Source organism: Microcoleus sp. FACHB-1515, assembly GCF_014696105.1.
Classification (GTDB): Bacteria; Cyanobacteriota; Cyanobacteriia; order Elainellales; family Elainellaceae; genus JAAUTJ01.
This window is the reverse complement of record NZ_JACJPO010000019.1, coordinates 49,014-63,839: the sequence shown is the minus strand read 5'-3', so window position 1 is coordinate 63,839 and position 14,826 is coordinate 49,014. Positions and strand designations below refer to the sequence as shown.

The window sequence follows — 14,826 nt, the reverse complement described above, 5'->3', positions numbered from 1 at the left end:
AAGAGGGTGCGTGTCATTGAAGGCGAAACCCTTTGAGGCGAGAATGTCTGAGAATTTATCTTGTTTACGATACTACACGCTGTAGTATCGGTTGTCCAGTCTTTTTTCAATTTCATCGTCAAGATTTCGATCGCGCTTCAAGGGTGGCTGTTGCGTTCCCAGAAAACGCGATCGCGCCAGCCTTGAATCTGTCGATGGTCTACAGCAATTTCCAGCCGCTTTTCGGCAAGACAGGCGTAATATTCTTCAATTTCAATGCCGACAAAGTGGCGATCGAGCTTTTTTGCCACAACTGAAGTGGTTCCCGATCCCAAGAATGGATCGAGAACAACGCCTGCGATCGGGCAGCTTGCCAGAATAATTTTTGCCAGCAGCTTCTCCGGCTTTTGCGTCGGGTGATTCGTATTTTCGGGCATCGACCAGAACGGCACAGTCAGGTCTGTCCACAGGTTTGAGGCGGCGGTGAGACGGAAGTTACCGCGATCGCTGCGCTGCCAGTCTTTTGGTTCACCTGCGGCATCGGTGTAGGGCGCACGAACGCGACGACACAAGCGAACCGCTTCAGCGTCGAAATCATATTCTTGAGAAACCGTGCAAAACCAAATATCCTCAGAACAATTTTTCCAGTTCGATCGCGCACCCCGACCTTTTTCGCGCTCCCAGGTAATCCGGTTGCGAACAAAAAAATAGCGACTGGCAACTTCATACAAGGCGGGTGAAGATTGCCAGTCGCCACAAAGATAAATGGAGGCGGTTGGTTTCAGGCAGGGCAGCAGGCGAGAAAGCCAGGAATCGAGCCAGTCTGCATAGTCGGAGAGCGATCGCCGCTTCACCTGCTGCTGATGGAAAAGCTTGTTGAGGTTGTAGGGCGGATCGAGAAAGAGCAGATCGACGAAATTCGTGGGCAGTTGATCGAGAACGGTAAATAAATCCTGACAGATCGTGCGATCGAGCAGTTCTTCGACTTCGGCAGGGCGATCGAGGTGGAGCAGGCGCGATCGATAGTGCTGGCGTTCCGTTTCGCTAAGCTGAACGGTGCGATTGCGGGGAGCCAGTGCTTTGGGTGGCTCTGACTCCTCGTGCGTCACGCTTCGTTCCTCACCAGCATGACGGGACAGTTTGCATAAACGCGCACGTAGTCAGAGAGCGATTGTCCAAGCAGGCGATCGAGATCCGGCAGTCCTCTCGCGACGGTCGGGCGGCGTTCGGGCGAACCAAGCATCAGCAAATCGACGTTCATTTCTTCGGCCACCTGACAGATGCGCTCACCGGGTTTTCCAGTCGGGGCGATGCATTTGTACTTGATGCCTTGCTTTTTGGCTTCCGTCGCGGCAGGAATCAGAACGGGATCTTGGTTAGGATCGGTGGGAATTTCTCCGGCTTTTTGCTTCATCTCAGGGTTGGTGTGCACCAAGACGAGTTCGCCGCCTTTGATGTCGCGTAAGAAAGCGATCGCCAGTTTCAGCGCTTCCTGTGCCGATTCAGATTTGTCCATCGCCACCATGATTCGGTTAATTTTTTTGACGTAGATGTCATCTTTGACCAGCAGCATGGGGCGTGAGGCAAGCTGAAACACGTACTGGCTGACGGAATTTTCTAGAATTGATTGCAGGCGCTTGAGGCCGCGTGAACCCATGATGATCAGGTCGGCGTCGATTTCTTCGGCAACGCGGCAGACGATATCTTTGGGGTCGCCTTCGCGCAGCATGGCGGTCGATCGATTTGGATCGAGTGCCAGGGTTTCGATCGCGGTTGCCATGATTTTGCCGCCTTCTTCTAATTTCTGCGCCATTGCGGTGGCCGAAACTTGTGAAGGAACGACGTGTAAAATCGTCACGTGGGCTTGAGCAATGGAGGGAATTTCCATTAGGGCTTTGAGCATTTGCTCAGCTTGTCCGGCTCCGGCAACTGCCACCAAAATTTTTTCTATCATCTTTGTCTCACTGCTTTGTTTGGGCGTCAGCGATGGATTTGGAAATTAATGTTTTGCTTGGACGATCGCCCAAACAAAATCGCAACTGTTGTTCATGATTCTTTACGTTAATCACTTCAACAATTGCAGTTTTCAATCAATCCTTACACTGAGAAATTATACGTTGAATTTGCTGGTCGATCGGCGGGTTCAACATTCATCTTTACGGCGAAACAGTTCGTAAAATTGAATGTGTAAAATAAACTGAGAAACATCAGGTTTGTTTCTGAAGAAATATGAATTTAGTTGTGTAAAGATTAATTTAGAAACTGCTCTTGAGTTTTACGCGATGGAGGCGCGATCGATGCAACCCCAACTTCCCCCCACTGAAGCAATTCAAAATCTTCCGACCCTGTTGAGCGAGTCTTGGTTTGAATATCCGGTTCGCGCTCAGCCGCATCACACCGACTATGCCGGAGTTGTTTGGCATGGTACATACGTGGCCTGGATGGAAGAGGCGCGGATGGAATGTTTGCGATCGATCGGCGTCAGCTTTGTGGATTTGGTCGCGCTTGGCTGTGAGTTGCCTGTGGTTGAACTGTCGATTCGCTATCATCGTCCGGTTCAAATGGGGATGGCGGCGATCGTGAAGACGCGGATGACGCAGAGTGAAGGGGTGCGGATCGTTTGGGACTATCAGATTCAGTCGCCGGATGCCCAGGAGCTTTACATTACGGCGCAGGTGACATTGGTGGCGATCGATCGGGAGAAGGGGAAGATTATGCGGCAGTTGCCGTCTGCTGTGAAGGATGCCTTAGCGCGGCTGGCGGGTGGGGGCGATCGAGGTTAGACGCGAATTTTTGGGGAGGGAGGAGACGCGAGATCTCGCGTCTCTACGGGGGTGGCCGCCGCCCGCCGCCCGACCTCTACCATCCGATCGCATTCCGCAAACTTTGCCACAGGCTGCTGACGGCTTGCCACAGGTCGCCCGTGCCAATTCCGAGGATTTGCAGGATGAGGACGATCGCGGCGATCATAATCGCGGTTCCGATCGCGGCTCGCACAACTTTGACGAGGAAGGAGAAGACGATCGCGGTGATGACGATCGCGCCGAGGAGCAAGACCAGTTCCATTACGAATCACCTGTCGAAAAGTTCAGATTGTGGATTGCTTTGAGAACTTGAAGTAGCTGCAAAAGATGGTCTGATTCAATCAAATTGAGCAGTGGCATCAGTCGATAGATCGCAGGATTTCCCGCTTGAACTTGAACAAATTGATAGTTTAATCCATTGGTTGCCAGTCCCCAAACGGAAGATTGATGATCAAGGCTTTTGTAAGTGTAGGTAAGTAGTTGCGGCAATCCTGCCCATACGTTTGATAGTCCTTCTTTGGCTTCAATCACAAGAATCCAAAATAGCGGACTGGTTCTTTCAACATGATTAATCGCCAAAATGTCCATCCGGCCTGTCACTTTTGTATCTTCAGTGTCAATGCAAATAGCATCGATTCCTTCTTCAATGCTCAGTTGAATCGGAGAACGATAGAATCCAGCCAGCCGCAATAGCGGAAAAACCGTTAGCGCTTTGACAATGCCTTCAGACATTTTTCCGGCAGCAATGTAAGGCTGAAAGTCATCGCGAATGCAAATCAATTCCTGCTGTTCTGCCTCAGTCAGTGGTTCTAAAGACAATTCAGATGTCAATTTTCCATCCGTCTGCATTTGAAAATTCAGCAGTCGATGCACATCTGCAAGCGTTAAATTTCGAGCGTTGAGCGTGGTTGACATGGCAATTCGATCGAACCCAACAAAATTTCAATTGAGGGTAGGTCGCCCCACCCTCAATTACGACTATTCGACGCCTTCGATCGGCGCGAAGCCCTGACGCTGCACGTTTTCCGTCACGACACGCGGTTCAAGGAATTGCAGCAGATAGTCGGGACCACCTGCCTTCGAGCCGACGCCCGACAGCTTGAAGCCACCGAACGGCTGACGAGCGACGATCGCCCCCGTAATTCCCCGGTTGATATACAAGTTTCCGACTTCAAACTCCGCTTGCGCCCGATCGATGTGGGACGGGGTGCGCGAGAACAATCCGCCTGTCAGAGCAAAGGGCGTTCTGTTGGCAAGCGCGATCGCTTCGTCAAAATTCTTCGCCCGCATCACCGAAAGAACGGGACCAAAGATTTCCTGCTGGGCGATCGCGGCATCTGGCGGCACATCCGTAAAGATCGTCGGTTCAACGTAGTAGCCGTGATCGGCAACGGGAATTTCGATCGCACAGGTCGCTTCAGCTTTGCCTTTGGCGATGAATTCACGGATGCGGGCTTGGGCGTCACCATCGATCACGGGACCAATTTGCGTACTGGGATTGTCGGCTTCTCCGACGTTGAGCGATCGCGCTGCCTCCACCAGTCGTGCCACGAACGCTTCGTAGATTGGCTCTAGCACGATCACGCGAGAGCAGGCGGAACATTTTTGGCCGCTGTAGCCAAAAGCCGACTGTACGACGCCTTGAACGGCCTGATCGAGATCGGCACTTTCATCGACGACGATCGCATTTTTGCCGCCCATCTCGGCCACGACGCGCTTGAGGTGCTTCTGTCCCGGTTGCAAAATCGCAGCTTCGGCATAAATGCGACAGCCGACTTCTTGCGAACCCGTGAACGTGATCATGTGAACGTCCGGATGCTTGACCATGTGCGCTCCAACGGTGTGACCCCAGCCGGGAACGAACTGAAACACGCCTTTGGGAATGCCTGCCGCAACCAGAATTTCGGCAATTTTCGCGGCAATGACGGACGAAGTTTCCGCAGGTTTCAACAGCGTACAGTTGCCCGTCACCAGCGAGGCGACGGTCATGCCTAGGGGAATTGCTAAGGGGAAATTCCAGGGGGAAATCACAACCGCAACGCCACGCGGATAGTAGCGGTAGCGGTTCGTTTCTCCCGGCAAATCGTAGGCGTGACCTCGATCGAGCCGTTCCATCTCGTCCGCGTAATAGTTGCAAAAGTCGATCGCCTCCGACACTTCCCCATCCGCTTCCTTCAACGGCTTCCCGACTTCCAGCACAATCCAAGCGCACAGTTCCGCCCGCCGCTCTTCCATGATTTCGGCTGTACGACGCAGCACGTTTGCCCTTTCTGTGGCCGGAGTATCTCGCCAAGCGGGGAAGGCAGCTTTTGCGGCGGCGATCGCCTCATCCGCCTGCTCAACGCTAATCAGCCCAATTCGCCCGACGACTTCACTGAAATTAGAAGGATTGACCGAATCGATCGTCTCGACGGTATTCACCGATTCGCCATTGATCAGCGGACGGTAGGTTTTACCCAACTGATCACGAACGGTTTGAAAGGCGGCAAGAGCGCGATCGCGAACTTCCAACACGGCGTAATCCGTATCGGCAGCGTTGTGAAATTCCGAATGATTTTTGATTTTCAATTCTTCCGATTCCATCACGGGCGGGGCGAGGAGTTCATCGATCGGTCGGTCTTCCAGATTTTGCTTCAAGAACGAACTGTTGGCCGTATTTTCCAGCAGGCGGCGAATCAGGTAGGACATTCCCGGAATCAGTTCGCCATACGGACAGTAAACTCGGACACGATAGCCGCGATCGACCAGCGCTCTCGCCAACTTATCGCCCATGCCGTACAGCACTTGCAGTTCAAAGCGGCGGCGCGGAATGTTGAGCGTTTCGGCAATGGCGATCGCGTGGGCGTGTGACCGGACGTTGTGCGACCCGATCGCCGCATACAGATATTCGTTGTTCTCCAGCAGAATTTCGGTTAGCCGCTCGAAGTTGGCATCGGTCGAGGATTTTTCCGAAAAAACCGGAAGTTCCCAATCTTTTTGAATCGCCTTGATCGTTTCTTGATCCCAATACGCACCTTTCACCAGTCGAATCGTGATCGGCACGCCGCGCTGTTTTGCCCAGTCGATCCAGCCGCGCAAATCGGCTTCGGTATCTTTCAAATAGGCTTGCAGCGTCACGCCGATATCGGTGCGATCGCGAAACTCCGGCTCGGTCAAGATTTTCTTGAGGATGGCGATCGTAATGTCTTTGTAGGCGTACTGCTCCATGTCGAAATGCACGGCAGCACCCAGTTCACGAGCGCGACGAAGCAGGGTGCGGATGCGATCGCTCACCCGCTCTTCACTGCCTGCCGCATCCAGCGGATCGAACTGCGAGTAGAACGCCGTCAGCTTGACGGAAACCTGTACGCTCGGCAAAGATTCCCCGCCCGCATCGTCAATTTGCGGCACACGCGACCAGGATTTTGATGCTTCGGTTAGCTGCTGCATCAGTTCCAGATAGCGATTCAGATACGAAAGCGCTTCGGCTTCGGTGATTACGGCTTCACCGAGCAGATCAACCGTAAAGGTCATTTTTTGACGACGTAGCTGTTCGATCGTCTTGATCACCTGCTGGATGTTTTCGCCCGCGATGTACTTATGTGCCAAGGCTTCAACCGCGCTCGAAACCGTCGTTGCAGCGACCTGTCCAGGCATCGAGTCGGGATTGGTGAAGTTCAGCAGTCCCTTCATGGCAGCAGGCAGTTCCACCGAGGGATCGCCCAAATATTCCTGCATGTGGCGAGCGATCTCAGCCTTACTTTTCAGGGCGGGCAGGCAATCGATGAAGCGAAACATCTGGACGCGCAAGCCCGGATTGTTCATCGTCCAGGCCAAAAGCTTGTCATCCCAGCGCATCTGATCGCGCATTTGAGCGAGAAACGATCGCTTCTCCTTCGTCGCGGCCAATAATTCTTTGGCGATCGCTTGCGTTTGCGTTTCGTAGGTTTGTTGCGAGACTTGTAAAACCACAGCTAAAATTCCCCCTTTTTGGCAGTCAGGCCATGTCGATCGATCGCGCCTGCTGCTGCTTGAAAGCATTGTGTATGCTTCTATTGTCGAATTTTTGGGGAACGCAAATTACGTTTGTTAACAATGGCTGACGATCGCCACCCATGAAAAAACCAGCGTCGATGTGAATCAACGCTGGCTTCTTCGTTGAAAAATTGACTTAGCGATAGCCCGAATACGGATCGCGAGGCTTGCTCAGCATTCCAAATAAGGGAGCCAAAAGTGCGCCAAACACAAAGCCGCCCGCGTGTGCCCAATATGCCACGCCGCCGCTTTCCATGCCGATGTTGGTGGGAGCTTGCAGGCTGGCTAAACCGTAGAGCGCTTGCTGAGCAAACCAAATGCCCAAAAAGAAGATCGCCGGAATCCGAATTGGCAGCAGCAAAAACCCCAGCGGCAGCAAGGTCAAAATTTTTGTGCCTGGAAATTTGAGGAAGTAAGCGCCCATGACGCCAGCGATCGCGCCACTCGCTCCCAGTGAGGGAATGTTCGACCCTTGCGAGAAATACCACTGTGCCAGCGATGCCAACACACCACACAGCAAATAGAAAACCGTGAAGCGCACATGCCCCATGCGGTCTTCCACGTTGTTGCCAAAAATCCACAGATAGAGCATGTTGCCGCCGACATGCAGAAAGCCGCCGTGCAGAAATTGCGAGGTAATCAGCGTTAGCAGTTCGGGCGGCCCCTGCACGATCGTTTGTCCGCCCAGTGACGCCGTTAGCTCTCGTGGCACAACCGCCCAATCGCGCAAAAACGCTTCCAGCGACGGACCAGCCAAACTTAATTCATAAATAAAGACGGCAATATTGATAACAATTAGCGCATAAGTGACATAGGGAGTTGTCTGCGTCGGATTATCGTCACGTATAGGAACCACGTGTTTTTCCTAAGTTTTAAGAATTGTCTACAAAGGGAACCCTAACCCGCTTTGGGCGATCGGTCTTCTTTCTTCGGATAGGTCTCACTAGAGCGATCGATGGCAGAACGTTGGGAGATTGATGCGATCGCAATCGGTTGAGAATGCTACCTTCTTGTATATCGGCCTTGCAGTTTCCAGCAAACTTACACAGGCTGCATCGATTCGTGAGGCATCCATCCGTCATCTATGGCCTTTAAAGTCACCGTCGTTCTGCTTTTGATTATTGCCAGCGGTTTATTTTCAATGGCAGAAATGGCAGTCGTGTCTGCCCGAAAAACGCGCTTAGTTGAATTGGCCGAGCGAGGAGATAACAAAGCGCGGGCAGCCCTCAAGCTGGCGAATTCACCCAATCAGTTTCTTTCTGCCGTTCAGGTCGGCATTACCTTAATTGGCGTTTTGACCGGGGTGTTTGGCGGGGCAGCTTTGTCCGATCCGATCGCAGAGTCGATCGCCCAAATTCCCGTTCTCGCTCCGTATAGCCAAGTAGCCGGGGTTGGGCTGGTGGTACTGCTGACCACTTATCTTTCTTTGATCTTGGGCGAACTGGTTCCCAAACGGCTCGCCTTGAATAATCCTGAGCGCATTGCGGCGAACGTTTCTGTACCGATGCACTGGGTCACTTCGCTCGCCAATCCGGTGATTCGCTTTTTGACAACTTCGACGGATCTGGTTTTGACGCTGCTGGGCGCAAACCGTCCCTCAGATGAACCGCTCGTGACTGAAGAAGAAATCAAGGTGATGGTGCGGCAGGGTGCGGAGGCGGGCACGTTTGAAGTGGCCGAGCAAGATATGGTCGAGCGTGTCTTTCGACTCGCGGATCAGCGCGTGGTGGCGTTGATGACGCCACGACTCGATGTTGTTTGGCTGGATTTGAACGATCCGGCTGAGGTGAATCGCCACAAGATGATGGAAAGTCGCCACAGTCGCTTTCCGGTTTGCCAGGACAATCTTGATACGGTTTTGGGCGTGGTGCATGTCACGGATCTATTAGCTCGCAGTTTGGCAGGCGAATCGTTTGACCTAACGACGATGCTGCGTCAGCCGCTCTACATTCCTGAAGGTACACATGCCTTGAAGGTGCTGGAACTGTTTAAGCAGTCGAGTACGCATATTGCGCTGGTTGTCGATGAATACGGCGTGTTGCAGGGCGTTGTCACGCTGAACGATGTCATGGAAGTGATCATTGGGGATGTGCCGTTTGCCGATCGCCCTCACGAATCACCTGCGGTTCAGCGCGATGATGGCTCGTGGCTGCTCGATGGCATGTTGCCGATCGACAAGCTCAAAGAAATTTTTGAACTGGAAGAACTGCCGGGAGAAGAGCGCGGCAACTATCAAACGTTGGGCGGCTTCATTGTCACGCAGTTGGGTCGAATTCCCACCGCGACTGACCATTTTGACTGGGAGAATGTCCGCTTTGAAGTCGTAGACATGGATGGAAATCGCGTTGATAAAGTGCTGGTTGTGCCGCAAGCGCAGCTAACGCAGGTGGAATGAAGTGCGATCGTGAGCAATTCATGACATCGGTTTCAAAAGGCGATCGAATGATCGGATGATTGGCAGTGTGCTGCGATTTCATTTTGACAGGCCAATGTCTCCTTCCGTTTGCGAAAGCTGGTTTTTGACGCAAAAGATCTCCGACGATCTTTACTTGATCACGGAGCCACATTACTACTGGTTCAATCGAGCGAATCTGTGGCTAATCAAAGGGCGCGATCGCGATCTGCTGATCGATACGGGGCTTGGTGTCATGAGTTTGCGCCAGCATATCGCCAGCTTGATCGACAAGCCGCTGCTGGCGATCGCGTCACATATTCATTTCGATCATGCGGCGGGAATGCACGAGTTTGAGCATCGTGCGATTCATGCGGCAGAGGCGGAGGCGCTGCGATCGGGTGATGACTACGAGGCGTTGTGTACGCCTGCTCAAGGCTGGGTGCTGCAAGAACATTTTGAGCAGCTACCGTATGCAGGGTTTACAGTGGCGGAATATACCATGATGGCGGCAGAACCGACGCAGGTTTTGCAGGAAGGAGATGTGCTGGACTTGGGCGATCGCGCCTTTGAAGTGCTGCACCTACCGGGACATTCTCCGGGCTGTATTGGGCTGTATGAACCGCGATCGCAAGCATTGTTTTCTGGGGATGTGATCTACGACGGTGAACTGTTGGATGAACTGCATTGCAGTCATATTCCGACTTATTTGGAGACTTACGATCGCCTGCAAAAGCTGTCGGTTGAGGCGGTGTATCCCGGTCACTATGCGATGTTTGGGCGGAAGCGGTATCAAGAGATTATTGCCGAGTATCAGGCGATGCGGCGAGTTCCGGGGTGTCCAGCTGAGGTTGGATTGTCGAAGCGAAGTTAGCGATCGAGGTTGGATTGCTTTTTGTGAACGAGCGATTCCTGCGGACAGCGTCGCCGTTGATACTACTTTTGAGTTTCCGAGCCAGTAGAGGCTAGGGCGTGTTTTCAGAAGCTCCAGGAGTGGACTGAGAACAATTTGGCTGCTGAAGGCGATTAAAAGGGTCGGGATTGGCCTTGGGAAAATAACATCGAGGGTCGATCGACCCTCGATGAATCCAAGCGCAGGAATTGAACTCATAGGAATAGAGGCGTCTTCCTGATCGGTAAAATGCAATTTGTCAGCACAGAAATTGCAGGTTCACTAGTAGCGGAATACAGCAGCAACCGGAGCATCATCGGGTACTTTTTCCGGCTCAACGGCATAGACAATTCCGCCGTGAAACAGTGTTTGAACGGCGGCTGCATTCAGCAGATCTTCGTCGCCTGGTTGAGCGTCGTCGTGCATTTCCAGTTCCATTGCTTCCGGATCAAAATGTCCCCATTTCTGCACGCCGACCGGAACAAATAGCTGCTCAACTCGGCCATAAAATGCACCTTGAATCACTTCGTTTAAGTCGTTTGAACCTTTGCCAGCGGCGATCGATTCGTGATAGTAATCGATCGCTTTTTGTTTTTGTTCTTCAAACTGCGGCTCAACGATCGCCCAAGCTTCGGCATGAAGTTCTTGCGCCGTTTGCTCCTTGGTGCTGTGTTGAATTCCTTCTTCCACAATGAAATTGTAGGTGTTGGCCTCCTGATAGATCGGCAGCAGATAGCTCACGCCTGCGAGAACCAGCGGGGCACGGCGATTGCGGAAAAAGTCGTGCAGCGCTTTATCCACTAGCTGGAAATATTGCAGCAAATCTTCCTTGACGTTTTCGCGCTCGCCGCCCTGCCCGTGATAGGAACCACCGCCCTGCAAGGCTGCACGACCTGCACCGCCACCCTGTCTACGCTGCTCATCTTTTGCCGTTTCATCATACTGCAAGGCGTCATCCATGCTTTTCGGCAAGCCTTCAATTTCGATTTCGCGAGTCATGCCGTAGCGGTTGCCTTCTAACAGCCGCACATCACGCTGACCAAGCGTGAGAATGTAGAAGCGATCGTCTTCACTTAACAGCGGAATTAACGGTTTGAGATGAAAGCGATCGCTCACAACCACCAGTTCAATCGTTTCGATCGGCAGACGGTAGTAGCGGAAGAATCCTTCTGAGATGAACAATGCTAAACCCGCGTCCTGGTGCTGCCAAAATTCATCTTCATCCAAATCCATCGCGGGCTGAAGAAGATTGCCTGCATCAGTCGGACGCGATTCATATTTTTCTAATTCTGCTTCTGCCTGTCGAATCAGATTTTTGAAGCGGACAGTATTTTGCTGAGTTTCTGAACCAAGCAGCACCGTTGGCATGTAGATCGACACGCACAACCCTTGCGGCTGTTCAACCAGTTCTTTGAGTTCTTCGATCGAAAGGAAGCTCATATTAATTGGGGTGAAATAAACAGGATATAAACATATCGATCGTAGAAATTTTTGCCTGATGCAGCCCCTGCCCAATGACAGAAAAAAGCTCGATCGCACGGTGCGATCGAGCCTGCGTTTAATTCAGTGGATGGCGATTACTTAGCAGCCATTTCTTCTTGAACTTTGACCTTCACCTGCTTGAATTCGCTTGCCATTTGCTCTTTCTGTTCACTGCTGCAATTGTTGTCGATCGCAGCGAACATTGTGCTTTCTTCTTGACGAATGTGATCGCCGACGTGATCCATCAAATCTTTGACCTTTGAGCGGAATTCGTCAGGGGAAGAAGCGGGATCGATCGCTTTAATTTCGTCAAGCATCGGACGCCATTCGGCCTGTTCATCATACAGTTCTTGGGTGTTTTCTTCACCGTAGAACGGACGAATGCGCGAATAGACAATTTCCTCTTCAGCTTGAGCGTGAGCGAGCAGATCTTTGTAAAGCTGGCCGAAGTATTCTTGCAGCTTTTGCGGATCTTTGGTGTTGCCAATTTCCGTGAAGATCGTGTTCACCTTGTTGTGATCCAAACGAATCAGCGTTTGGATGTTCATGTCTTGCTTGTCGCTGTTTTGCGTAATCACGCTGCCCGCAACGCCGCTAATCGCAGCAACTGCGTCTTGCACTCGTGCCCACAGTCCTTGATCGGCATCTTGTCCGGTTAGTTCGCGCACGCCAGCCAGTTCCAGCATTCCTTTTAGCTGTTCTTGGTGAGCGCGATTTTCAAAGTTGACGGTGTTGAGCGGAGCGATCGCCACTTCAATGTCGGCTCCAACTTTTTGGGCGGCTTTGTGAATCAAAATGCCCGCCATTGCCTGACCATGCTTGATCAGTTCATGCTGAACCAGTTTGCGATAGAAAGTCATGTCTGCGCTCGACATCAAGCGATCGTATTGCTCGATGATTTGCGGTGTCGAAGGATGCGGCTCCGACTGAACCCCATACTGCACGATCACAGTTTCAAGAATACCTAAATTCTTTTGATCGTCCTCCAGCATGTTCTGTAGGCGATCGCGAATGTCTTGATCTTGGCATTCCGAAATCAAAAGCTGATCGTTTTTAATCAACAGATTTTGAAAAGCACGAATATCAGCGAGCTTTTGGGCGATTGCCATTCGCTTTGTGTCGTCTAAAGTTGCAACCATGTGTTCTCCTGATGTGAAAATTCTGATTAGTTTTGCAATTTTATGTTCCTAATCCCAAGTCAAAGCAAACCGCTGAACGCTGCAATTGCTTACAGGGCAAGCGATCGAATTTGAACTCAAAGATCGAGCTTTCCTCTTATGGTGAATCCGATACAAATTTGGTTCACCTAACCTGAGTTAGAGCTTTACAGCTAATCCTTTGCTGCAAATTAGCTCTGTCCGTTCCAAATAATCGGCTCGGCATTGACGTGTGAGGTGCGCGTTTCTTCGTCTAGAGCATGAATGACGCGATTGTAAATGTCCTCGGCTTGCTGCGGCGAATTGCCGATGCTGGTGAGTCCCAGTTTGCCAAATTCGGACAGGCAACCCATTAGATGAAACACCGTTCCAGTTTCGGATGTGCTGTTAAAGTGCAGGCGATGATGGGCGATGATATCCATCAGGTCATTCGGCAGCAAACCGCGATAGCGGTCTTTGTGCAGATTGTCCGAAGCCATGTAGAACTTGGGCGTTCCTTGCTGACTGTAGAACAAGCCTGTTGTCGCATCGTAACGTCCGCCTGTGAGCAATTTCAGCGTCATGAATGGATGCGTTGTGCCGCCTTTTCGCAGGTTAATTTCGATCGCCTGCAAGTCCCAATCTTCGCGTCCGTTCCGCTCACATTTAACGGCAATAAAATCGACGCCAAATCGTTCAAGTGCGCCTTTGTCCGCGAGATTTTGGCCGACGCGCCGTCCCCATTCTTGAATACGAACGCGATACGCTTCATCAGCAGGAAAATTGCAGCCGAGGAAAATTTGTCCATCGGGACCGCCCAAAATCTGATCGTGGGTGGAGAGAATTTCAACTTCGCCATCCGGAGTAATTCGACCTTGCACACTGGGCGATCGCTTCTCTTCGCCTTCCACAAACGCTTCTGCGATCGCGCCCAGGCCGGGAATTTGCAGGCTGAAATTATCCCAGGTTTCCCACTCCGACTGAAAGCTGAGGTGGTAGAAGCGATCGGTCAGAATCGCAATCCGTTCGGCACTCGATGCTTTGTCCGGAGCGGCATGGGCGATCGGACGTAGATCGAGCAGCGCATTTCCCTGACCCGAAAAGCCTTCGTTGAGCTTAATCACCATCCGCTTCAGGTCGGGATTGCGCTCCCACAGTTCGCTGGCAGCAACGGCGAGATCCTCGATCGAGTGAGTCAGCGGACTGCCGTCAGGATGCGGCACATTGCACTCGGCAAAAATCTGGCGGCTGCCGCTTTTGGTTCCCCAATACAGCAGGTCAGGATCAACGGCCAGCAGCGGAATTCCCAGCTTGACCGATAGTTCCCGCTCGATCGCAGTCGAGTTGAAGCAGGTCATGTAGGCTTGAGTGGGTCGAACGGCTTTGCGGATGCGATCGACCAGTCGTGGACGCTCCAGAATCTTTTCGGTTAAGGGACGCGAGGAATTGTCGTGAACACACAGCAGCAGGAGGCGATCGCGAGCGTGCGAAAACGGAATTCCCGGCAAAAGCTGAAGGTAATATTCGATGACGCTGGGATGAATGGGCTGCGAGGTGACATAGACCAATCGCGTGTTGGGGTTGCCCAACCGAATCAGCGAAAATAAAAGCCGTTCTTCATAATAGTTCACGCCTTTGATCTTCTTGAGTTCTTGCTGATCAAGCGTCAAAGACGGAATCACAATAATGTCGCAGTCGCTGTGATCGAACTGTTCGATCGACTGCCAGCGATCGCGCAGTTGCGATTGAAGCAGTCGAAACTGCACAGCCTGATCAAATTCAACTGAGGTCGATGAAGAAGCGGTCAGACTTTGCATTTCGCTAAACGGCTTGACTGCCAAAAATAGAAATATCAGTGATTCTATCCAGATTTTGACAAGAACATCTGCCTCTCCACAGATAGAAAAAAGTGAATTTTGTCAAATTCCGACTTGCCTCTGCCCAGTTCACGACCGCTTCGGCCTGGAAGTCCAGCCAAATGACAGACCAAAAGCTGAAGTAATTCTGAAGAAAACATCAAGACAGGCAGACGGCTTGTCACCTGCCTTTAGAATGAAAGCCTGAGGTTCTCGATCGATTCAATCAGCGCGAGGTTTGCGATCGACAGTCTCTCTGCTGCGCTCAGCT

At 51.9% G+C, this 14,826-nt stretch carries 12 protein-coding genes; 3 read left to right on the top strand and 9 right to left on the bottom strand.

Annotated elements, in window-relative coordinates:
* Window positions 1–137: 137 nt before the first annotated feature.
* Together H6F67_RS05505 and H6F67_RS05500 are read right to left on the bottom strand one after the other, a co-directional pair.
* Window positions 138–1,088, bottom strand: a complete 951-nt coding sequence (locus H6F67_RS05505) for a site-specific DNA-methyltransferase (protein ID WP_190764152.1) — start codon at window positions 1,086–1,088, stop codon at window positions 138–140.
* Window positions 1,085–1,933 (bottom strand): universal stress protein, encoded by an 849-nt coding sequence (locus H6F67_RS05500; protein ID WP_190764150.1) that lies wholly within the window; start codon window positions 1,931–1,933, stop codon window positions 1,085–1,087. Before H6F67_RS05500 ends, H6F67_RS05505 begins: the two co-directional genes overlap by 4 nt.
* A 343-nt stretch (window positions 1,934–2,276) precedes the next feature.
* Between H6F67_RS05500 and H6F67_RS05495 the strand changes: the two genes are divergently transcribed.
* Window positions 2,277–2,762, top strand: a complete 486-nt coding sequence (locus H6F67_RS05495) for a thioesterase family protein (RefSeq protein ID WP_242020513.1) — start codon at window positions 2,277–2,279, stop codon at window positions 2,760–2,762.
* A 76-nt stretch (window positions 2,763–2,838) separates the two neighbouring features.
* On the opposite strand, the gene H6F67_RS05490 is transcribed toward H6F67_RS05495, so the two are convergent.
* From H6F67_RS05490 to H6F67_RS05475, 4 genes are all read right to left on the bottom strand, one after another.
* Window positions 2,839–3,045: a hypothetical protein gene (locus H6F67_RS05490; protein ID WP_190764146.1), complete on the bottom strand. Its 207-nt coding sequence runs from the start codon at window positions 3,043–3,045 to the stop codon at window positions 2,839–2,841.
* Window positions 3,045–3,698: a restriction endonuclease subunit R gene (locus H6F67_RS05485; protein ID WP_190764144.1), complete on the bottom strand. Its 654-nt coding sequence runs from the start codon at window positions 3,696–3,698 to the stop codon at window positions 3,045–3,047. Before H6F67_RS05485 ends, H6F67_RS05490 begins: the two co-directional genes overlap by 1 nt.
* 63 nt (window positions 3,699–3,761) lie before the next feature.
* The gene (pruA, locus tag H6F67_RS05480; protein WP_190764142.1) at window positions 3,762–6,734 is read right to left on the bottom strand and encodes an L-glutamate gamma-semialdehyde dehydrogenase; all 2,973 of its coding nucleotides are present in this window, start codon (window positions 6,732–6,734) and stop codon (window positions 3,762–3,764) included.
* 199 nt (window positions 6,735–6,933) lie between these two features.
* Window positions 6,934–7,653: a rhomboid family intramembrane serine protease gene (locus tag H6F67_RS05475; protein WP_190764140.1), complete on the bottom strand. Its 720-nt coding sequence runs from the start codon at window positions 7,651–7,653 to the stop codon at window positions 6,934–6,936.
* 228 nt (window positions 7,654–7,881) lie between these two features.
* Between H6F67_RS05475 and H6F67_RS05470 the strand changes: the two genes are divergently transcribed.
* Together H6F67_RS05470 and H6F67_RS05465 are read left to right on the top strand one after the other, a co-directional pair.
* Complete coding sequence (locus tag H6F67_RS05470; RefSeq protein ID WP_190764138.1) at window positions 7,882–9,192, top strand: hemolysin family protein; 1,311 nt, start codon at window positions 7,882–7,884, stop codon at window positions 9,190–9,192.
* Between the two features lie 94 nt (window positions 9,193–9,286).
* A complete protein-coding gene (locus H6F67_RS05465; protein WP_190764136.1) occupies window positions 9,287–10,063 on the top strand; it encodes an MBL fold metallo-hydrolase in 777 nt (258 codons plus the stop codon).
* A 300-nt stretch (window positions 10,064–10,363) separates the two neighbouring features.
* Here the strand turns inward: H6F67_RS05465 and H6F67_RS05460 are convergent, their stop codons facing one another.
* The 3 genes from H6F67_RS05460 to H6F67_RS05450 all read right to left on the bottom strand — a co-directional run bounded on the left by H6F67_RS05460 (window position 10,364) and on the right by H6F67_RS05450 (window position 14,516).
* Window positions 10,364–11,521 (bottom strand): hypothetical protein, encoded by a 1,158-nt coding sequence (locus H6F67_RS05460; protein WP_190764134.1) that lies wholly within the window; start codon window positions 11,519–11,521, stop codon window positions 10,364–10,366.
* A 137-nt stretch (window positions 11,522–11,658) separates the two neighbouring features.
* The gene (locus H6F67_RS05455) at window positions 11,659–12,702 is read right to left on the bottom strand and encodes a hemerythrin domain-containing protein (protein WP_190764132.1); all 1,044 of its coding nucleotides are present in this window, start codon (window positions 12,700–12,702) and stop codon (window positions 11,659–11,661) included.
* 209 nt (window positions 12,703–12,911) lie between these two features.
* Window positions 12,912–14,516, bottom strand: coding sequence for a peptide ligase PGM1-related protein (locus tag H6F67_RS05450; RefSeq protein ID WP_190764130.1), 1,605 nt, complete (start codon window positions 14,514–14,516; stop codon window positions 12,912–12,914).
* Window positions 14,517–14,826: the final 310 nt, after the last annotated feature.